At 42.3% G+C, this 19,907-nt stretch carries 19 protein-coding genes; 10 read left to right on the plus strand and 9 right to left on the minus strand.

What is annotated here, in order from left to right:
- Positions 1 to 54 precede the first annotated feature (54 nt).
- A complete protein-coding gene (locus tag ACQKL6_RS12605; protein ID WP_402867535.1) occupies positions 55 to 1,602 on the minus strand; it encodes a GNAT family N-acetyltransferase in 1,548 nt (515 codons plus the stop codon).
- A 199-nt stretch (positions 1,603 to 1,801) separates the two neighbouring features.
- Here ACQKL6_RS12605 and ACQKL6_RS12610 point away from each other — a divergent pair, with 199 nt between their 5' ends.
- Together ACQKL6_RS12610 and ACQKL6_RS12615 are read left to right on the plus strand one after the other, a co-directional pair.
- Positions 1,802 to 2,239, plus strand: coding sequence for a disulfide oxidoreductase (locus ACQKL6_RS12610; protein ID WP_427592060.1), 438 nt, complete (start codon positions 1,802 to 1,804; stop codon positions 2,237 to 2,239).
- Positions 2,239 to 2,709 carry a thioredoxin family protein gene (locus ACQKL6_RS12615; protein ID WP_402990665.1) on the plus strand — a complete coding sequence of 157 codons (471 nt, stop codon included), beginning with the start codon at positions 2,239 to 2,241 and terminating at the stop codon, positions 2,707 to 2,709. Before ACQKL6_RS12610 ends, ACQKL6_RS12615 begins: the two co-directional genes overlap by 1 nt.
- 57 nt (positions 2,710 to 2,766) lie before the next feature.
- Here the strand turns inward: ACQKL6_RS12615 and ACQKL6_RS12620 are convergent, their stop codons facing one another.
- Positions 2,767 to 3,189: a DUF5365 family protein gene (locus tag ACQKL6_RS12620; protein ID WP_427592059.1), complete on the minus strand. Its 423-nt coding sequence runs from the start codon at positions 3,187 to 3,189 to the stop codon at positions 2,767 to 2,769.
- Between the two features lie 227 nt (positions 3,190 to 3,416).
- Here ACQKL6_RS12620 and ACQKL6_RS12625 point away from each other — a divergent pair, with 227 nt between their 5' ends.
- Complete coding sequence (locus ACQKL6_RS12625; protein ID WP_402955300.1) at positions 3,417 to 4,322, plus strand: RluA family pseudouridine synthase; 906 nt, start codon at positions 3,417 to 3,419, stop codon at positions 4,320 to 4,322.
- A gap of 45 nt (positions 4,323 to 4,367) precedes the next feature.
- On the opposite strand, the gene ACQKL6_RS12630 is transcribed toward ACQKL6_RS12625, so the two are convergent.
- The 5 genes from ACQKL6_RS12630 to ACQKL6_RS12650 all read right to left on the minus strand — a co-directional run bounded on the left by ACQKL6_RS12630 (position 4,368) and on the right by ACQKL6_RS12650 (position 8,713).
- Complete coding sequence (locus ACQKL6_RS12630) at positions 4,368 to 5,030, minus strand: methionine ABC transporter permease (RefSeq protein WP_427651232.1); 663 nt, start codon at positions 5,028 to 5,030, stop codon at positions 4,368 to 4,370.
- A complete protein-coding gene (locus ACQKL6_RS12635; RefSeq protein ID WP_402955297.1) occupies positions 5,030 to 6,070 on the minus strand; it encodes a methionine ABC transporter ATP-binding protein in 1,041 nt (346 codons plus the stop codon). Before ACQKL6_RS12635 ends, ACQKL6_RS12630 begins: the two co-directional genes overlap by 1 nt.
- Before the next feature lie 76 nt (positions 6,071 to 6,146).
- The gene (locus tag ACQKL6_RS12640) at positions 6,147 to 6,965 is read right to left on the minus strand and encodes a MetQ/NlpA family ABC transporter substrate-binding protein (protein WP_402990680.1); all 819 of its coding nucleotides are present in this window, start codon (positions 6,963 to 6,965) and stop codon (positions 6,147 to 6,149) included.
- A gap of 256 nt (positions 6,966 to 7,221) precedes the next feature.
- Positions 7,222 to 7,476 (minus strand): GlsB/YeaQ/YmgE family stress response membrane protein, encoded by a 255-nt coding sequence (locus ACQKL6_RS12645; protein ID WP_402867528.1) that lies wholly within the window; start codon positions 7,474 to 7,476, stop codon positions 7,222 to 7,224.
- Positions 7,477 to 7,930: 454 nt separating this feature from the next.
- Positions 7,931 to 8,713 (minus strand): aldo/keto reductase, encoded by a 783-nt coding sequence (locus tag ACQKL6_RS12650; RefSeq protein ID WP_402956022.1) that lies wholly within the window; start codon positions 8,711 to 8,713, stop codon positions 7,931 to 7,933.
- A gap of 447 nt (positions 8,714 to 9,160) precedes the next feature.
- Here ACQKL6_RS12650 and ACQKL6_RS12655 point away from each other — a divergent pair, with 447 nt between their 5' ends.
- The 6 genes from ACQKL6_RS12655 to ald all read left to right on the plus strand — a co-directional run bounded on the left by ACQKL6_RS12655 (position 9,161) and on the right by ald (position 15,628).
- The gene (locus ACQKL6_RS12655) at positions 9,161 to 10,159 is read left to right on the plus strand and encodes an inorganic phosphate transporter (RefSeq protein ID WP_402867527.1); all 999 of its coding nucleotides are present in this window, start codon (positions 9,161 to 9,163) and stop codon (positions 10,157 to 10,159) included.
- Between the two features lie 243 nt (positions 10,160 to 10,402).
- On the plus strand, positions 10,403 to 11,023 hold the full coding sequence (locus ACQKL6_RS12660) for a DUF47 domain-containing protein (protein ID WP_402868506.1): 621 nt from the start codon (positions 10,403 to 10,405) through the stop codon (positions 11,021 to 11,023).
- Between the two features lie 15 nt (positions 11,024 to 11,038).
- Positions 11,039 to 12,037 (plus strand): inorganic phosphate transporter, encoded by a 999-nt coding sequence (locus ACQKL6_RS12665; protein WP_402867526.1) that lies wholly within the window; start codon positions 11,039 to 11,041, stop codon positions 12,035 to 12,037.
- 134 nt (positions 12,038 to 12,171) lie between these two features.
- Positions 12,172 to 13,425, plus strand: coding sequence for a PucR family transcriptional regulator (locus ACQKL6_RS12670; protein WP_402867525.1), 1,254 nt, complete (start codon positions 12,172 to 12,174; stop codon positions 13,423 to 13,425).
- A 49-nt stretch (positions 13,426 to 13,474) separates the two neighbouring features.
- Positions 13,475 to 14,299, plus strand: coding sequence for an EcsC family protein (locus tag ACQKL6_RS12675; protein ID WP_402867524.1), 825 nt, complete (start codon positions 13,475 to 13,477; stop codon positions 14,297 to 14,299).
- Between the two features lie 195 nt (positions 14,300 to 14,494).
- Positions 14,495 to 15,628: an alanine dehydrogenase gene (ald, locus tag ACQKL6_RS12680; RefSeq protein ID WP_402867523.1), complete on the plus strand. Its 1,134-nt coding sequence runs from the start codon at positions 14,495 to 14,497 to the stop codon at positions 15,626 to 15,628.
- Between the two features lie 106 nt (positions 15,629 to 15,734).
- On the opposite strand, the gene ACQKL6_RS12685 is transcribed toward ald, so the two are convergent.
- Both ACQKL6_RS12685 and proC read right to left on the minus strand, forming a co-directional pair.
- Entirely contained in the window at positions 15,735 to 17,102 is a 1,368-nt protein-coding gene (locus tag ACQKL6_RS12685) for an FAD-binding oxidoreductase (protein WP_427651205.1), read from the minus strand.
- 83 nt (positions 17,103 to 17,185) lie between these two features.
- The gene (proC, locus tag ACQKL6_RS12690; protein WP_402990686.1) at positions 17,186 to 17,992 is read right to left on the minus strand and encodes a pyrroline-5-carboxylate reductase; all 807 of its coding nucleotides are present in this window, start codon (positions 17,990 to 17,992) and stop codon (positions 17,186 to 17,188) included.
- A 256-nt stretch (positions 17,993 to 18,248) separates the two neighbouring features.
- Here proC and ACQKL6_RS12695 point away from each other — a divergent pair, with 256 nt between their 5' ends.
- Positions 18,249 to 19,817: an MDR family MFS transporter gene (locus ACQKL6_RS12695; protein ID WP_427651206.1), complete on the plus strand. Its 1,569-nt coding sequence runs from the start codon at positions 18,249 to 18,251 to the stop codon at positions 19,815 to 19,817.
- Positions 19,818 to 19,907 lie beyond the last annotated feature (90 nt).

Raw genomic sequence — 19,907 nt, forward strand, 5'->3', positions numbered from 1 at the left:
GGCTCGTGACGAAAAAGCAACTGTTGCTTTTTCGTCACGAGCACATGTAAATCCTTATTTATCTCCTTTTTGGTATTGCAATTTGTAAATGTCATGGCGACGATCTTTTAATTGTCTTACCGTACCGGATTGACGCTCCCGTCGTAAGATTTCCAGATCGACATCGCCGATAAGCACCATCTCAAGGTTAGGGCTCGTTTCCCCTACGATACCATCACGGGCAAACTCGAAGTCTGAAGGGGCAAAAATTCCAGACTGTGCATATTGGATATCCATGTTTTCCGTTTGTGGCAAGTTCCCGACAGTTCCGGAGATGACTGTGTAGACCTGATTCTCCACAGCACGTGCCTGGGCACAATAGCGAACCCTCAGATAACCTTGTCGATCTTCCGTACAGAAAGGTGTGAAAATGATCTTGGCACCCATATCTGTCGCTATACGAGCAAGTTCCGGGAATTCGATGTCATAACAGATTTGAATGGCGATCTTTCCGCAATCCGTATCAAAGACACGTACGCGGTCTCCCGCATTAATCCCCCACCATTTTCTTTCATTTGGTGTAATATGAATTTTATATTGTTTCTCAATGGTTCCGTCGCGACGGAACAAGTAGGCAATATTATAAATATTGTCATCTTCCTCTTTAACGAAATGAGAACCACCGATGATATTGACGTTATATCTTACTGCAAGCTTCGTGAACAATTCAATGTACTGTTCCGTGAATTCCGAAAGCTTCCTGACTGCCAGACTTGGAGACCGTTCATTTAAGAACGACATCAACTGGGTTGTGAACAGCTCTGGGAATACAGCGAAATCAGCATTGGCGTCGGACGCTACATCCGTAAAATACTCCACTTGGTTCGCGAAATCTTCAAATGATTCGATACGACGGAGCATGTATTGCACGACGCATATCCGAACAGGTTCGGACGTCTTGTAATAACGCTTCGATTTCGGTTGGTAATCCCAATTATTCCATTCCATGAGTGTCGCGTATTTATTGGAAGCCAGATCATCAGGCAAATAGTTGGGATTGATCCTCATAAGGGTGAACCCATTTAAAAGCTGGAACGATAAGACTGGATCATATATTTTATGCAGTTGCACTTCCTTGACATATTCTCTCGGTAGCAATTCATCCGCATACTTATGGTAGTTTGGAATTCTGCCGCCGATAATGATACTTTTCAGGTTCATTTGTGCAGCTAGTTCTTTTCTTGAATCATATAGTCGTTGTCCTATTTTCATCCTGCGGAATTTTGGATGAACCATGACTTCAATTCCATATAGATTATAACCGTCTGGATTGTGATTCGTGATGTAGCCATTATCCGTTACATCATCCCAAGTATGGCGATCATCATATTCGTCAAAATTGATAATGAGGCTTGAACAAGAACCAATCACTCTGCCATCGTACTCAGCTACGAATTGGCCCTCCGGAAAGATTTCCAAATGGCTCTCGAGCTGATCTCGTTTCCATGGATCCATCCCTGGAAAACAAGACGCTTGCATAGCAATGATTTCGTCTATGTCCCCTAGCTTCATATTTCGTATTTCCATGATTTTCTCAAATTTATGCAGGTCTAAATTAGGCATTTTTCTCAGGCTCCTTTATTCTCTTCATCGAAGATTATACCCCTAATTTTAAAAATATAACACTTGAAACTCCTAATTCCCTTGTTATGTACCTGGAAAAAACCCCGTCTGAAGCATATTTTAAGAACATATATTTTACAGACGCCATCGATACAGACTATACTTTTATTAAAGAAAAAGAAGGTGGAGTAGGGAAGCGATGAACAAGACAAAAGACAGTAAAGAAAACTGGCTATTTATTGCATGGGCTGCTTCCATCATTGCCATGTTTGGAAGCTTATATTTTTCTGAAATTAAGCAATACGAACCTTGTACCCTTTGCTGGTATCAACGGATCATCATGTATCCTTTTACAGTCATTTTAGGTATAGCCATCATTCGTAAGGACCATTGGATTAGCTTTTATACGATGATATTGTCCGGTATCGGTGCACTCATTTCAACCTATCACTATTTAATTCAAAAGGTTTCATTCTTTTCCGACCATTCCCTTACGTGCGGAAGGGTCCCATGTACAGGTCAATATATTAACTGGTTTGGATTTATTACGATCCCTGCCTTAGCTCTCGTTGCATTCATCATTATATTCCTATGCAGCTACATCGTATGGACAAGATCCAAGGAGGCTTCAGCTTAATGAAAAAGATTGCGATATTTTTAGTCTTAATCGTCGCCCTATTTATCGTATTGGGCGTTGTGACAAATATGAAAAAAGAAGAAAAGGCAAAGGGCAATCCTTACGGAAAAGATAGTCTTAAATCCGCCACCGTCGATCAATTGGATGATCCCAATTATCAAAATCTGATTCTCCCCGCCGAGTTAGAGAATGACCTGCAGGAAAAAGAAGCAGTGACGGTTTACTATTATAGCCCTACATGCGTGCATTGCCAAAAAACCACCCCAGTCGTCGCACCCCTGGCCGAAGAGATGGGCATTGACCTTGTTCAATACAATTTATTGGAATTCGAGCAAGGATGGAGCGATTATGGGATAAAGAGCACGCCGACCATTGTCCATTATGTTGATGGAAAAGAAAAGGCCCGGTTAGTTGGCTACCATGAAAAGTCAGACTTTAAAGAATGGTTCGAGGAAAACGACATCAATTAATAAAAAGAACCGGCTATAACGGGAACAGTCCGTTATAGCGGGTTCTTTTTATTTGCCTTATACTAAGTATGAATTCGCCACTTGAACATTGTACATGGGCAAACCTTCCATTCCCACATGTTCGCTCATTCGGTTAAAATGATTAGAATCGAAGGGGAAGAATATCCCGCATTCATTCAAAAGTGTAATGTTGCGCTTGAACAATTCATCTGATTTACGTTCAGTTGCCTTTGAATCCACCTTCTCCTCCTTGTCCATAATGGTTAGGAGGACTTGAAGGCATGTCATCACCTGATACGCTTCCCTCAGTGTACCATTGTAGGTGAAACGGCCCTTATTAGGCTGTAAAACGCCTATTTCTTTAAAATGAAGGATTTCATCTTTTGTGAAGTAACTCGGAAATACAGATTCGTAGAAACGTTCAACAAGATCAGCAATTTCTTGCTCTTGTTCTTCCGTTGATGGAGAGACAACCTTCACAACAAAACCACCTTTTTCAAATACTTTGGTCCTATCTTTGTTTGTTTAATCTTAGAGGTTCATCCTTTTTTTAATAGAATAACATAAAAACTGTAAAAATAATGTGGTAATTTAACCCACCGACTCATTTTCAATAGGTCTAATGATTCTTTTTTCACAGTTCATTGTAATTATTATATATTTTTTTCTTAAAAATACAATCTAATCCAACGAAAGTAGGAATAAATTTGAAACATTTCACAGTAAAAAACGATGAATTATTCATCACTGTACATAAACAATTGGATGGTTTTACATTAGAAGGTCTTTTTAGAGACCATTGGAAGGCTCCAAAGAAACTTGTTCATGAATGGAGAATGAGTAAGGAAGTAAAAGTGAATGATGTCATCACTCCTTGGACAAGTAAAATTTCTGAAGGGGATACGATCCAGATTCCGTTGCTTCACGTTGATGATGATCGAGTACCCGCTACAGATTTGGGAATCACCATCTTATATGAAGATGATTTGTTATTGATTGCAAACAAACCGGCAGGAATGGATACCCACCCCTCTCATTCCGGTGATAGGAATTCGCTGATCAACGGGGTGGCCCACCACCTTCAGGTAACCGGCCAAACCTGCATGATAAAACATATTCATAGACTCGATAAAGATACCACCGGCGCCGTCCTTTTTGCTAAAGAGCGACTGACCGGCTCCATGCTCGATAGAATGCTTGAAGAACGGAACATCAAGAGAACCTATTATGCTTTAGTGGAAGGGATCCTTCAAAAAAACGCAGGAAAAATCGAAGAAAAGATTGGGCGGGACCGGCATCATGCGACGAGACGAAGAGTATCTCCATCCGGACAGACAGCCATCACTCATTATCAAGTCCTTGAACGGTACCCTAAAGAAAATCGGACACTTGTCAGCTGCACATTAGAAAGTGGCAGGACCCACCAAATCCGGGTGCACTTCAGCCACTTGAATCATCCATTGGCCGGGGATACTCTGTATGGCGGAAAGAGGTCCTTTCCACGTCAGGCCCTTCATGCCAGGAAAATGGAATTCATCCATCCTATCTCCGAAGAAAAAATCGCCATCGAAGCGCCTTTCCTGGATAAGCCCAGTATCTTTGATACGTTATAAACCATAAAAAAGCTGGCTCATCGTCTTTGAGCCAGCTTTTTTTGATTATGAACCTTTTTTTAATGTAGCGGCCGCCCAATTCCCAAAAGATTGGATTAGCTGAACGAGGCAGATCAATAGGAGGACCGTCAGGAACATGACAGGAAGATCCCATTGTTGGTACCCATACCGTAGTGCCAGATCACCGAGTCCCCCCGCTCCCACAGCCCCGGCCATTGCCGTTGCTCCGATCAACCCTATCGTTGCAATCGTCAAACAAAGGACGATCCCTGGTCTAGCTTCACGTAACATGATTCGAAAGATGATTTGTGTCCGTGTCGCTCCCATGGCCAAGTAGGCTTCAATGATGCCGCGGTCCACTTCGAGCAAGGCCGTTTCTATCAATCGTGCGATATACGGGGCGGTAAATACGATCAGTGGGACAATCGCGCCCTTAACGCCTATCGCCGTGCCTGCCACCCATTCAGTGAAAGGGATGATGGCCACAATCAATATGATAAACGGCACGGACCGGATGATGTTAACAAGTATATTCAATATAAGAAAGACCAGTTTATTCGGTGCTAGATGATCTTTTCTTGTTATCACCAATAACACCCCAAGTGGAATGCCTATGATGGTGGCCACGAAAAGAGCGATTCCAACCATCATTACTGTTTCGTACAGCGACTGTGTAAATAACGGCGACATCCCTACCAATCTCTCCATCATGACATCATCACCTCTGAATCCCGTTTTATTTCCACATGATGAACCGCCTGTTCGAGAAAATCGATGGCCTGTAAAATCGATTCTTCCTTACCTGAAATATGTAGCACCATCATCCCAAGTGGCATTCCTTTCACTGAAATCATCGAACCGCTTAGCACATTGGTGACCACGGAAAACCGTACGGCAAGAGAATGTAGCACAGGATTAAGTGCATCGTCTCCCCTGAATGAGATCCTGACCACTTTATAGGACGAACTTCCATGCTGCATTTTATTCAACAAGTCTTTTGGAACCGTATCATCGAAAACGGTTCGGATGAAGTTTTTCGTCGTCGGGGCTTGAGGTGTACTGAAAATATCATGAACTGACCCCTGTTCGATGATTTCCCCCTGCTCCATGACAGCCACCCGATCACAGATTTTTTTAATGACATCCATCTCATGGGTGATCAGCATGATCGTCAATCCCATTTTTTCATTAATATCAAGCAAAAGTTCAAGAATGGATTCCGTCGTTTGTGGATCTAACGCGGAGGTGGCCTCATCACATAAAAGAAGTTCGGGGTCCATCGCCAAGGCGCGAGCGATCCCCACCCTTTGTTTTTGTCCTCCTGACAGCTGGGCAGGATATTCCCCCGCTTTATCCTGCAAGCCCACTAACAAAAGCAAACCGTCCACCTTTTGCTTGATTTCTCGTTTGGACATCTTATTCATTCTTAAGATTTCTGCGACATTATCAAACACATTATAGGAATCCAGCAAATTAAAATGCTGAAAGATCATCCCGATTTTCTTTCGGGATGACCGCAATTCCCGTTCACTCAATTGCAGTAAATCGACTCCATTCACGATGACTTTTCCGCTAGTCGGCTTTTCCAGCAGATTGACCGTCCGAAGCAACGTGCTCTTTCCGGCTCCGCTAAAACCAATCACACCGAAAATCTCTCCCCTGTTCACGGAAAGGGATACACCCTTTAAGGCATGAATGCTTTTTTTTCCCTCTACATATGTTTTGTGTATATCAGTCAGCTGGATCATTCTAGCCCCCCTACTTATCCTTCATTTCCAGGTTTGGACCAGCAAAGAGCCTTCTTTACTGTGCCTTTCTCTCCTTTCATTCAAAAGGATGATCGACCGTTTTGAACACACCATCGTACTTTTCTTTAATGAATGCTTTCACTTCTTTGGAACTATATAATTCAGTTAATTTTTTATAGTCTTCATTATCTTTATTTTCTTCTGCGGTTGCCAAGTAAATCGGGAACTTGTCCCCTTGTTCGATATATAATGGATCTTCCTTCGGGTCGTATCCATTCTGGATTGCAAAATTACTAGGGATAATCGCAACGTCCAGGCTATTCATCGCTGGAGCAAGCATACCGCCTTCTAACTCCTTGAATTTCAATTTTTTTGGATTTTCTGCGATGTCCTGGATGGTTGCGTAGTTTTCAAGACCCGGCTTCAATTTAATTAAACCCGCTTCTTCATATAACAAAAGACCACGCCACAGATTAAGAGGATCATTCATGATTCCTAGAGTGGCCCCTTCAGGAATTTCCTCGATCGTTTTGTATTTTTTCGAATAAAAAGCCATATTCGTGGTGAAAACCTTCCCCACCGTTGCGATATTGGCTTTGTGATTCTCGTTATATTGTTCTAAATATGGTTTGGTTTGGAATACATTAACATCCAAGTCCCCATTTTCAAGAGCGCGGTTAGGCGTGACGAAATCATTGAATGGGACAATCTCCATTTTGATTCCCTCTTCCTTGGCCACCTCTTTCACCTTTTTGGCCACCTCTTCAAAAGGGCCCGCGGAAACGCCCACTTTAATCGTCTGTTCTTGAACTTTCTCTTCACTACCGCAGCCTGCTACTAATAATAAGCCCGTGACTGCAAGAAGCATCCCCATCATTTTTTTTGATATCATCATTCTCATTCTCCCTCCCCATTTTTCAGTATACAATTATTATTATTTTAAAAACATCATAATTTTACATTCATCCTATATATTGATTATTTATCCTTTTTATTAAGTAAATGACAATAATTTTTATATATTTAAATAGCAAATAATGCTTTCTTCTATATTAATTAATGGAAAGAAGGCAACCGCTATTATTAGCGATTACCTTGAAATTCTCCCAAAAAAATAAGCTGGCCGTTTAGGCCAGCTACATTTTCTTTATTTATGAAGCTTTTCTTGTTCCTCTTAAGATTAAGCTTAAGATGAAGACAAATACGATAGCACCGATTAATGCTGGAATGATAGCGAAATCTGCTACTGAAGGTCCCCAAGTTCCAAGAATTAATGAACCTAACCATGCACCAACAAAACCTGCAATGATGTTACCAACGATACCGAATGGTACGTCACGTCCGATAATCATACCTGCTAACCAACCGATAATACCACCGATAATTAATGACCATAAGAATCCCATAATATATTTCCTCCTTGAGTAAATGAATTTTATTCAACAGACTTGAAGAAATTCTCATCACTTTCATTATTCGTGTCCGATCAACACCATAACCTTTACACTCAAAAGGTATAATGCCTGGTACGCATATCTTAATAATGCGAATGTTTTTGGTTATTTAAAAAGGTAATTGTCATTTTAAAATGAAGTTGATTGGACACCGCTTAACGTCTGTGTGTGTTTTCTTCTTGTTTGCTGTTGTACTAAGTATTTTCCCCTTATTCTAAATCTAAAACCTTATTTTATTTTAATTTTTTTGGAACCGAAAAAGAGATTATCGATGTAGAGAAAGGGGTATATACTATTTTTCATTTCGTCTTCCACTGTTAGTATAGACAGTTTCCATCTATAATATGTTAAAAAAAAGAGTGTCCAGAATTTCTCTGGGCACTCTTTTTAGGGTTCGTGAAATTGGTTAAAAAATCAGTTCATCCGGGTTGCTACCGAATCGTTCATTTTTATTCAAGGCGTCGATTTGGTTCATCTCATTAAGGCTCAATGAAAAGTCAAACACTTGAGCATTTTCTACGATACGCGAAGGTGTAATCGACTTTGGAATAACTACGATATCATGTTGTAGGTGCCATCTGATCAATACTTGTGCAGCGCTTTTCCCATGCTTTTTCGCAATATGGTTGATTGTAGGTTCATCGATTAAATGCCCCCGTCCAAGCGGACTCCACGCCTCTACCTTGATATCATGTTTTTTGCAGTAATCACGAATTTCGGTTTGAGTTAACAATGGATGTAATTCAATTTGATTGACGACAGGCTTAACCTCACTGTTTGCCAATAAGTTTTCCAGATGGTGAACATGGAAATTACTTACGCCGATCGCTTTCACTTTTCCATCATGATAAAGTTTCTCAAGTGCCTTCCATGTTTCCAGGTATTTATCCTGACCTGGCCAATGAATCAAATATAAGTCCAAATACTCCAAACCTAGACGTTCCATGCTATCCTCGAAAGCTTGAAGGGTCGTTTCATATCCTTGTTCCGTATTCCATACTTTCGATGTAATGAATAGTTCTTCACGTGGGATGCCACTTTCCCGAATCGCCTGCCCCACACCTTCTTCATTTTCGTAGATGGCGGCCGTATCGATTGCACGGTAACCTACCTCAATGGCCTTCTTGACTGATTCAACCGTTTCCTCACCGTTTTTCACCTTAAAGACACCGAAGCCCAGCTGCGGCATTTGCACTCCATTATGTAAAGTTATCTTCTCACCAACACTTGAAATCACGTGACATTCCCCCTTAGTTTTATTTTCCAATTATAGCATCAGATACCTTGCATTTCTAACCATTCACCTCGGAATTTTCAGCTTTCAATCCACCAAATCCTTTGGTAAACTATCCATTATTATTTAAAAAAAGAATGAATAGGCAATTTTTCATCGAATGAATAAAATATTTTGTAAAAAAATGACGAAACATCTATCCTTATAGATAAGAAATTCGTTACAATTGAATAGTTGGGCAAAAAAATGTTAAAAGTAGGTGCCACCTTTTCAAAAGAATAATCAATCGATATAACTCCCATTCTAAATAGTAGGAGTTTCAAGACTAATCTCTCGTCCACTTTGTATCCGCAAACTAGGTTTTATATTTACATACTTGAACATTAAGGGAGTCTTACATGCATGAGTAGTCTATTCATTTTAACAGCTGCAATTATCTTCTTTGCTTTAGTTTTTGACTTTATCAATGGGTTCCATGATACGGCCAATGCAATCGCTACCGCTGTTTCAACTAAGGCACTACAACCTCGGCACGCCATCATCATGGCTGCGATCATGAACTTATTGGGAGCATTGACCTTTACAGGGGTAGCCCAAACCATAACGAAGGACATTGTCGATCCATTTACCTTAAATAATGGTTCTTATGTCATTCTTGCCGCCCTACTATCTGCAATTATTTGGAATTTGGTCACCTGGTACGTTGGCATTCCAAGCAGTTCTTCCCATGCCATCATCGGATCCATTGCTGGAGCTGCCATAATATCAGGTGGTTTCGATTCCATCAAGTGGAGTGGGTTTTCTAAGATCGTCCAAGCCTTGATCTTATCTCCTATCATTGCATTTGCAGTCGGTTTTATCGTGTATAGCATCTTCAAGATCATCTTTAAAAATAATAACTTAGGCAAGACCAATAAACGTTTCCGGAGGATTCAAATTCTTACTGCTGCGATTCAATCCTATACACACGGAACAAATGATGCGCAAAAGTCGATGGGGATCATCACATTGGCTTTAATGGCTAATGGATTTGCTCATAGCTCCGACATCCCATTCTGGGTACAACTTTCCTGTGCGATTGCCATGGCCTTAGGTACTTCAATAGGCGGATGGAAAATCATCAAGACGGTCGGTGGGAAAATCATGAAGATCCGTCCGATAAACGGAGTGGCCGCTGATATGTCGGGTGCCGCCATCATCTTAGGGGCTACCTTCATTCATATGCCTGTAAGTACAACCCATGTCATCTCCTCTTCAATACTTGGTGTAGGCTCAGCTCACCGAATCAAAGGGGTAAAATGGACAACCGCCAAAAGCATGCTGGTGACATGGTTCATCACGTTACCAATTTCCGCAGGATTGGCTGCAACCATATACTATATTATTTCATTATTTTTATAATCCAACACTTGAACCTTTCCAATCCGGAAAGGTTTTTTTCTTCTCTTTTCTCTCTTCATCATTGTAGATATTCCCAAATTTCACTTTTCCTTTATCTTTTTGTAAAGTTTTATTAAGATTTTGTAAATTTTCGTCGAAAAACCTTCCCTATTGCTAGATGAATTCGTTACAATCAAGTTGTTAATACTAAAGCGTACACATCTATACGTAAAATTACGCTTGACTAATTGGGAGGCATTAACCATGGCTTTTAAATCTAAAAAAGACAAATTTGCAGTGATGTTATTAAATATTGCTCAAAACATCAAAGAAAGTGCGGACTATTTCGCAGATTATAAGCTTAAAAATATCAGCGACTTAAAAGTTTTTTCAGATACGATGAAAGATTATGAGCACAAGGGCGATGAAATGGTTCACACCATCATTAAAGAATTAAACAACGCCTTCATTACTCCTATAGAGCGTGAAGATATTCTTGAATTAACCATGAGAATGGATGATGTCATAGACGGTTTGGAGCATTGTTCCGCTCTATTCGAAATGTATTCTATCGTTAATGCCGATGAGTACATGCTTAAATTCGTCGATGCCATTAAAGAATGCACCTATGAAATCGAAACAGCTGTCGATACGCTATCTACTAAAAAATTACCAATGATCCGTGAAAACGCGATTAAGATTAAAGAACTTGAATCTGTTTGTGATGGCATCCAACGCCAATCCATCAAAAACCTGTTTACGGTTGAGAAAGATCCAATCAGAATCATCCAATATAAAGAGATTTACGAGAGCCTTGAAGAAATTGCCGACAACTGTCAAGCCGTTGCCAATACACTTGAAACAATCATAATGAAAAACGCCTAAGGAGTACCCCCAAAAATGGATACTTTATTGATTTTAACGATTATCATTGTTTTCCTAGCACTTGCATTCGACTTCATCAATGGTTTCCATGATACAGCGAATGCCATTGCTACATCTGTTTCAACAAAAGCGTTAAAACCAAGGCATGCTATCATCTTAGCAGCTATCATGAATTTTGTTGGAGCCATGACTTTCACAGGCGTGGCGAAGACGATCACGAAGGATATTGTGGATCCGTTCACCCTCCCGAATGGTTCTTATGTAATCATGGCTGCTCTACTTTCGGCCATCATATGGAATCTTCTTACTTGGTATTACGGAATACCAAGTAGTTCCTCCCATGCATTGATAGGTTCGATTGCAGGTGCCGCAATTGCAGCAGCCGGATTCTCCTCCATTAAGTGGGAAGGGTTCTTGAAAATTCTCGAAGCGTTGATTTTCTCTCCTATCATCGCTTTCGTGATAGGGTATATCGTTTACAGCATCTTTAAAGTTGTTTTCAAAAACAACAACCTGACGAAAACGAATCAAAGGTTCCGTACGATCCAGATTGCTACAGCAGCCCTTCAATCGTATACACATGGAACGAATGATGCTCAAAAGGCGATGGGGATCATTACACTGGCCCTGATCGCCAATGGATATGCATCAAGCACGGATATCGCTTTATGGGTTCAATTCAGTTGTGCCTTGGCAATGGGTCTTGGAACCTCGATCGGTGGATGGAAAATCATCAAGACCGTCGGTGGAAAGATCATGAAGATTCGCCCTATCAATGGGGTTGCCGCTGATTTAACGGGTGCCTTCATCATCTTCGGTGCCACTTTGATTCATATGCCAGTAAGTACGACTCATGTTATTTCATCTTCCATCCTAGGAGTCGGTGCATCCCACCGGGTTAAGGGTGTTAAATGGGGAACGGCAAAAAGAATGCTAATCACTTGGTTCATTACCTTGCCTATTTCTGCTACATTAGCAGGGTTGATTTACATGGTTATTAATTTCTTTTTCTAACGTTTCCAAAAACCTGCTGATTCAGCAGGTTTTTTCATTTTCTGGAATTCTTCTATCCTATCACTATGTTAAATAAGGATAATCGTTTAAAATTTGTATAAGAAGGAATTTTTTAAGCGAGGTGCCTTAGCAGTATGAAGGAATTTACGAAAAATAGAGATATTTTTAAAGACCTTTATGGGGATATGATGGAGTTTGCTGATAGAATCAGTTCCGTTTTAGGTTGTCCGATTACAATAGAAGACGGAAACCATCGTCTCCTTGCCTATAGTACCCATGATGATACAACAGACCAAGCCCGGATCATGACCATCATTGGCAGACGGGTACCCGAAAAAGTCATCAATAGCTTATGGAAAGACGGCATCATCCCTTCCTTGTTGAAAGATGGGATGCCGATAAAAATAGATGCCAGGCATGACGTCGGGCTTGGCAATCGGGCAGCGGTTTCCATCCGGAAAAACAATGAAGTCCTGGGCTTCATCTGGGCATTGGAAGTAAACGAACCTTTCTCCGAAGAGGATATGGAATTTCTCCACTTCTCTGCCAAGGAAGCAAAAAATCAACTACAACAACTGCAATTGAAAAAGAAAAGGAAAGAAGCGGGACACCAGGAGTTTCTTTGGCGCATGTTGACGGGACACTATCAGGAAGAATCGGAAATACTCGAGCATTTCACTAAGTTTTCCATCCATGTCCCAGTCGTCTTTTCTATATTGGTATTTGAATTCCCAAACGAAATCAACCGTGAAGTCGAACGTTTCATTTCCTATATGCTAACGACCACCCAAAAGATTCATAGTTTCCTTTTTGCCATAGACCAGAATAGGCTCATCCTTTTTACTGGATTCAATCAGGAGAATGAATCTGCCTTCTCCACTTATGAATTCATCCCTTACTTCATATTGGAAATGCAACGACGGTTTGGTGTGGAACATATCCTTGGAACATCCGGGAACATGTATAAAAACCTGACCGACGTGAAATCAAGTTATGAGGAAGCGCTATATACCCTGAAAATGAAGTCGATTTTTCCAAACGATATGAATCACATCCTGCATTATGAAGAGCTCGGCATGTTTCAAATGCTTGATGTCTTTGCAAACAACAAACAGCGAACGGTCCATCCTTCTGTTTTAAAGCTCAAAGCATACGATATGAAAAATCAGACCGAATTATTGCACACACTGACCGTCTATCTCGAAAAAGACGGCAATCCCAATGAAGCTTCAAGGACTCTCCATATCCATGTGAATACGTTGAACTACCGATTAAAACGGATAAGTGAAATCGGGAATATCCGCCTAAAGGACCCGATTCAAAAGATGTCCCTCTTTCTAGACATCAAGATCGAACAATATAAAGAATTTCTAAAAAAAGCACGATGAATCTTACATTACGGGTAAAGATAGGAAGACGGAAAGGAGAATGACCACCATGAATCTGGAACCAAGAGAAGAACTTGAGAAAGAATTGCAAATCATAAATAAGTGGGAAAAGGAACAGAAAGGTCTATGGTTTTGGGACCGAATCGGTCGCCTCCCCTTTAAGATACTCGACAAAGTGACCCCGTCCTTCATTCAAAAAAGGTTGGGTGCCCTGCTCGATGAAATAGGTAGCTACATACAAACAGGCGGCAAATACCTAACGAAGGAATCTGCCATCATCAGGAAGGTGGAGGTTCATAGCCCAAATTTGAACATCACTACCATTGAAGATATCTCCAGGGATGTGCCACTCCAAGTGATGGACAAAGTTGGTCAAGATATTAAAAAATCGGGTAGTCATTTAGCGACGGTCCAGGGGGCCAGTACAGGAATAGGCGGAGTTTTCACTTTAGCCATCGATATCCCCCTCCTCCTTGGCATGTCCATTAAAACCCTGCAAGACATGGCCGTAGCCTATGGTTACAATCCACGGGACAAGCAGGAACGGGTTTTCATCGTCAAATGCCTACAGTTCACTACATCTGATGTCGTCGGGAAAAAGACGCTCTTAAAGGAAATGGAGAACATGGTCCTTCCTGGGTCCGAATCTAAAAGAGAAATTGCTTCCGAGCTTCAAGGCTGGCGGGAAGTGGTCTATACATATCGCGATCAATTCGGTTGGAAGAAACTTTTGCAGATGGTTCCCGTCGCAGGCATCATCTTTGGTGCATTCACCAATCGTTCCATGATCTCCGATATGGCCGATACAGGCATGATGCTTTATAAGAAAAGAAGAATTATAGAACGAATGAAGGAAATCGGTTCCACTGATTAGTTCCATGTCAGATTTTCTTACGTACACCTTGGTCATCCAGGCTCGTATCCAATAGTTACCCATACCTTTTGACTCTGCCTTTGTGGAATTTCACAAAGGCCTCTTTTCCACTTTTCTGATTTCCACATACTAACCTTTTCCAATCGCGTTTATACTTTAGGTAATACTTAAAAGAAACCATTGGAGGTATTTTAGATGAGAATAGGCATTCCGAAAGAAATCAAGAACAACGAAAACCGTGTAGCTATCACTCCCGCTGGTGTTATGGCATTAGCCAATGCCGGACATGAAGTTTTTATAGAAGTAAACGCAGGCTTAGGAAGCAGTTTCACCAATGAATCCTACCAGGAAGCCGGCGCCATCATGGTCGAAGATGCTGCAAGCGTTTGGGAAAGCACGGACATGATCATGAAGGTAAAAGAACCTATCCCATCTGAATATAAATATTTCCGTAAAGACTTGATTCTTTTCACATATCTTCACCTTGCCGCCGAACCGGAATTGGCAAAAGCATTAAAGGAAAATGGTGTATTGGCCATTGCCTATGAAACCGTTTCCGTAAATCGCACACTTCCATTATTAACGCCAATGAGCGAAGTCGCTGGACGCATGGCCTCACAAATCGGTGCTCAATTCCTTGAGAAAAACAACGGGGGTAAAGGTATCCTCCTAAGCGGTGTACCTGGTGTCAAACGCGGTAAAGTAGCGGTCATCGGGGGTGGTATGGTTGGAACGAATGCAGCCAAAATCGCCATCGGTCTGGGAGCGGATGTAACCATCCTTGACTTAAGTCCCGACCGTCTGCGCCAACTGGATGATATTTTTGGAAATCAGTTGACCACTCTCATTTCCAATCCATTCAATGTAGCGGAAGCCGTTAAAGATGCGGACCTAGTCATCGGGGCTGTCCTGATTCCAGGTGCAAAAGCTCCAAAACTTGTCACGGAAGAAATGGTCAAATCCATGTCGCCGGGGTCAGTCATTGTCGATGTAGCCATTGACCAAGGTGGTATCTTTGAAACGGTTGACCATATCACAACACATGACAACCCTACTTACGTAAAACACGGAGTTGTCCACTATGCAGTGGCGAACATGCCTGGTGCGGTCCCTCAAACATCGACCACAGCGTTGACGAACGTAACCGTTCCTTACGCATTGCAAATTGCCAATAAGGGGGCTGTTAAAGCCATTCTTGAAAATGAAGCCCTTGCAAAAGGGGTAAACGTGGCCAACGGCGAAATCACGTTTGAGGCTGTTGCGACGGACCTTGGATATAATTACGTCAATGTAGTAAGTGCCTTGGATCAAAATAATATTAATGCCTAAAATGATAAGCTCCAGTGACGTTCATGACGTCCTGGAGTCTTTTTTGTATTTGTATTTTTCTACACGCACAAGAACATGATCATTTTCGACCCACCGTTATGTGTGGTCAGTCTTCAAATACTTTGCCAGGATTCATGATGCCTTTCGGGTCCAAAGCCTGCTTGATCGTTTTCATCACTTCGTATGCAGTGCCATGCTCTCTCCGCTGATATTTTCTTTTCCCAAGTCCTACTCCATGTTCCCCCGTACACGTACCGCCTTTAGTTAGTGCGTATTCGACAATCTCCTCATTTATCCGCTTTGCTTCCACCACTTCCTCTGGGTTACTAAGGTCCACCATGAACAAGACATGATAATTCCCATCACCCACGTGACCGACGATCGCACCTTCCACTTTCGATTGTTCGATCTTTTCCCTCGAATCCAAAATGGCATGAGACAATTCGTTCAAAGGCACGCTTACATCAGTCACCATCAATTTTTTGCCTGGTGCACTATGGATGAATGCATAAGCAAGATTATGGCGGGCTTCCCACAATTCGTTACGCGCTTTCGAATCCGTTTCAAACTGGATATCTTCACACCCTAAATCCCGGACAATTTCCTTTGCGAATGTCACATCCTGCTCAAGCCCCGCTGCATTCCCGTGAAACTCCAAGAATAATGTAGGTTTTACATCATAGGACTTATCCAAGAACTGATTTACCTTTTTCATAGATTCCGAGTCCACTAGCTCGATTCGTGCGATGGGAATTCCGGCAACCATGATGCCATTCACGGCTGCTACCGCAGCTTCGACGGTTGGAAATGAGGCCCTCCCCGCCATCGTCACTTCCGGGATCCCGTAGACCTTTAACGTTAATTCGGTAAATACCCCTAGCGTGCCTTCCGAACCGACAAATAACCCATTCAAGTGAATCCCGGATGAAGATTTTGCCGCTGAACTTCCGGTATGTATGATTTCCCCATTAGCAAGCACCACTTCCAAATCCCTAACCTGATCCCTCATGATCCCGTATTTAACAGAAGTCGTCCCACTTGCATTCGTTGCCGCCATCCCACCTAATGTTGCGTCGGCACCTGGGTCAACCGAGAAAAAGAGCCCGTATTTTTTCAGTTCTTTATTCAATTGTGTCCGTGTTACTCCCGGTTGGACCTTCACTAAAAAATCGCCTGCGCTGATTTCAAGCACCTTATTCATCAAGGATAAATCAAGTGAGATCCCTCCGTTTACAGGGACTACATGCCCTTCCAAACTCGACCCCAAACCAAAAGGAATGATTGGGATTCCTTGCTCATTGGCGTACCGTACGACAGCACTCGTTTCTAAGGCATTTCTCGGATAAATGACCACATCCGGTAACCTTGGCGCATGATACGATTCATCATGACTATGTTGTTCCAGTATCGTTTCATTCACGGATATTTGTCCTGCCGATAAAATGCTTCTTAATTGTTCAATATGTTCCTTCATGTCTTTTCCCCCTGTTTTTTAACGAAATATTCTGATTAAAGTTCCCGGGGAAGTTACCCATTTGTCAGGCAAATTCCCTTCTCTCAGTGATTGATTCCCTTTGTTTTATCCGTGCAGGCCTTCATCGCCTCCAAAACGCTTGCCCTGAACCGATTCTCTTCCAAAGTGGCAACGGCCGCAATCGTTGAACCACCCGGGGTACACACATCATCCTTCAACGCTCCAGGATGCTTCTCCGTTTCAAGTACCATTTTAGCCGCGCCTAAAACAGCTTGGGCAGCCATCCGATAAGCTTGCTTCCTCGGGATACCATCACGTACACCGCCATCCGCGAGGGCTTCGATGAACATGTACACATAAGCGGGTGAAGATCCACTGATTGCCGGCACCGCATCCATCAGGTGTTCTTGGATGAGCTCCGTTTTTCCAAAGCTGTTCAATAGTGTTGTGACTTCCCTTATGTCGGCAGTATCGATTTCATCATTCATGCTGATTACTGTCATGCCTTCCCCTACAAGTGATGGAGTGTTCGGCATCGTCCTTGCGACCTTCACCCGTTTTCCGATGCCCTCTTCGATTTGTGACGAGGTGATTCCAGCGGCCATCGTAACGATCACAACATCTTCTTTTATATAATCCTTCACTTCAGATAGCACCCGCTCGTGCATGGACGGTGGAATAGCAAGGAAAAGCATATCGGCAAATCCTGCCACTTCCTTATTGTCCAAACACCCTTGCACTCCATGTTTTGAAGTGACTTTAGTCAAGGTCCCTACACTTGCCGTACTGACCATGATCATTTCTGAAGATACGACGCCCGAACGAAGCATGCCTCCCAGCATCGCCTCTCCCATTTTACCGCATCCAATGAATCCAATTTTTTTATTCATATTTCCCACTTCCAATCATAACTTCATTTAGTATCTTATTATAACGGATTCAGAAATGAGAAACATGCCCAAGACTTCCTAGTGTGTGTAAAAGAAAAATATAACGGGATCCATTCCTTTAAGATTCCATCCCAATCAAGTGATTTTTTTAGCGAAAAATATGGATTGACTATATAGTCAGAAAAAGTTTATAATTTTGGCCACTTAGTCAATATCTTACAATGGAGATTGAACTTTACAAGAATGGAGACGCGAAATGGATATGGAGAAAAAGTCAATCAATACCACGCTTGTCTTGACCGGATTGATCATCGGGATGTTTTTCAGCTCATTGGAGCAAACGATTGTCGGTACAGCAATGCCGACGATCATCGGGGAATTGAATGGCTTCACCATCTTCGCTTGGGTGACGACCGCCTATTTAATTGCCTCCACCACCGTCGTTCCTATCGTCGGGAAATTATCGGATTTATATGGCAGGCGTTCCCTTTACCTGCTGGGAACGATCATCTTTACGATTGGCTCCTTTTTATGTGCCACCGCCACTTCAATGGAACAGCTCATCATTTACCGTGGCCTTCAAGGAATCGGGGGCGGGATGATCATGCCCTTATCCCAGACTATTATCGGAGACATTTTCACAGCTGAACAGAGAGCTAAATGGCAAGGTGTTTTCGGGGCCATTTTTGGATTAAGCGCCGTTATCGGTCCATTTTTGGGTGGACTGATTGTAGACCATATTAGCTGGCATTGGATTTTCCTCATCAATGTACCAACCGGTTTATTATCAGCAGGAATGATTTACGTCGGATTAAAGCATGAAACCATCTTGAAAAAAGAGAACGTTCACATCGATTATCTAGGGATTTTCACCTTAATCCCTGGCATCGTGTTGCTTTTGTTGGGCTTGACCTTCGGGGGTGATAAGTTCGAGTGGATGTCGATCGACTCTATTTCCATCTTTGGGAGTACTCTCGTTTTCCTTGCCCTTTTTGTGGTGTTTGAAAGAAGGGCCGTTGAACCGATCCTGGATTTATCCCTATTTAAAAATAGGGTATTTGCCACCACGAACATTTTAGGGTTTCTACTGGGCCTTGGCATGTTTGGGGCCATCATGTTCGTTCCGCTTTTCATGCAGGGCGTGCTTGGCGTGTCACCGACTAAAGCGGGTTCGACCATGACCCCGATGATGATCGGCATGATTCTCGCCAGTATCGTCGGGGGCCGGCTGCTGTTAACCTTCCGCTTTCGTACGGTGCTTACCTCCGGAATGTTTTTTGCAACGCTTGGATTCATCCTCATGAGTACGATGGATGGTGAAACCAATATCCTGACCGCCTTTATTTTCATGGCAGTCCTTGGAGTGGGAATGGGGCTAGTCATGCCGACGTTGATGATTGCCGTTCAGAATGAATTCCCAAAGTCGCAGCTTGGTTCGGTCACCGCAGCCTCTACCTTCTTTCGTTCCATTGGCGGAACGATGGGGATTACGATCTTGAATGCCGTCATGAACCATCATCTTCAACAAAATATGGATGATGCCGTGCTGAGCGAAAAGAACCCTGTACTGCATGAAGCCTTGAAAGGGCTAGCCAATCAGACAGATAAGCTATTCAATATCATGCTTTATCCTGAAAACCTGAAACTGCCGGATGAAGCCCGCCAAGTCCTGATCAAGACGATTGAACATGCTTGGATCGATGCCTTTTCCAGTGTCTTCATTACCGGTGTCTTTTTTATTTTTGCCGGAATATTGGTCGCTCTTTCCGTGGGGCCGGGTAAAATCAAGCGGGATCAGGAAATGCAAAGCGATAGGAGCCTATAAGCTAATGGATCGGCTGCATGCGTAGTCGATTTTTTCATTTTGTATCCTGAGGTTTCTTTTTCTTCGATAAGGGAATTTTAACTGTAACCT

The sequence above is a fragment of the Peribacillus sp. NPDC097197 genome, from assembly GCF_050278025.1.
Lineage (GTDB): Bacteria > Bacillota > Bacilli > Bacillales > DSM-1321 > Peribacillus.

What these genes read in the sequence shown, in the direction of transcription:
- ACQKL6_RS12605 (WP_402867535.1), bottom strand. Translation starts at nt 1,602, where the DNA reads ATGCCTAATTTAGACCTGCATAAATTTGAGAAAATCATGGAAATACGA.
- ACQKL6_RS12610 (WP_427592060.1), top strand. Translation starts at nt 1,802, where the DNA reads ATGAACAAGACAAAAGACAGTAAAGAAAACTGGCTATTTATTGCATGG.
- ACQKL6_RS12615 (WP_402990665.1), top strand. Translation starts at nt 2,239, where the DNA reads ATGAAAAAGATTGCGATATTTTTAGTCTTAATCGTCGCCCTATTTATC.
- ACQKL6_RS12630 (WP_427651232.1), bottom strand. Translation starts at nt 5,030, where the DNA reads ATGGAGAGATTGGTAGGGATGTCGCCGTTATTTACACAGTCGCTGTAC.
- ACQKL6_RS12635 (WP_402955297.1), bottom strand. Translation starts at nt 6,070, where the DNA reads ATGATCCAGCTGACTGATATACACAAAACATATGTAGAGGGAAAAAAA.
- ACQKL6_RS12640 (WP_402990680.1), bottom strand. Translation starts at nt 6,965, where the DNA reads ATGATGATATCAAAAAAAATGATGGGGATGCTTCTTGCAGTCACGGGC.
- ACQKL6_RS12645 (WP_402867528.1), bottom strand. Translation starts at nt 7,476, where the DNA reads ATGGGATTCTTATGGTCATTAATTATCGGTGGTATTATCGGTTGGTTA.
- ACQKL6_RS12650 (WP_402956022.1), bottom strand. Translation starts at nt 8,713, where the DNA reads ATGCCGCAGCTGGGCTTCGGTGTCTTTAAGGTGAAAAACGGTGAGGAA.
- ACQKL6_RS12655 (WP_402867527.1), top strand. Translation starts at nt 9,161, where the DNA reads ATGAGTAGTCTATTCATTTTAACAGCTGCAATTATCTTCTTTGCTTTA.
- ACQKL6_RS12660 (WP_402868506.1), top strand. Translation starts at nt 10,403, where the DNA reads ATGGCTTTTAAATCTAAAAAAGACAAATTTGCAGTGATGTTATTAAAT.
- ACQKL6_RS12665 (WP_402867526.1), top strand. Translation starts at nt 11,039, where the DNA reads ATGGATACTTTATTGATTTTAACGATTATCATTGTTTTCCTAGCACTT.
- ACQKL6_RS12670 (WP_402867525.1), top strand. Translation starts at nt 12,172, where the DNA reads ATGAAGGAATTTACGAAAAATAGAGATATTTTTAAAGACCTTTATGGG.
- ACQKL6_RS12675 (WP_402867524.1), top strand. Translation starts at nt 13,475, where the DNA reads ATGAATCTGGAACCAAGAGAAGAACTTGAGAAAGAATTGCAAATCATA.
- ald (WP_402867523.1), top strand. Translation starts at nt 14,495, where the DNA reads ATGAGAATAGGCATTCCGAAAGAAATCAAGAACAACGAAAACCGTGTA.
- ACQKL6_RS12685 (WP_427651205.1), bottom strand. Translation starts at nt 17,102, where the DNA reads ATGAAGGAACATATTGAACAATTAAGAAGCATTTTATCGGCAGGACAA.
- proC (WP_402990686.1), bottom strand. Translation starts at nt 17,992, where the DNA reads ATGAATAAAAAAATTGGATTCATTGGATGCGGTAAAATGGGAGAGGCG.
- ACQKL6_RS12695 (WP_427651206.1), top strand. Translation starts at nt 18,249, where the DNA reads ATGGATATGGAGAAAAAGTCAATCAATACCACGCTTGTCTTGACCGGA.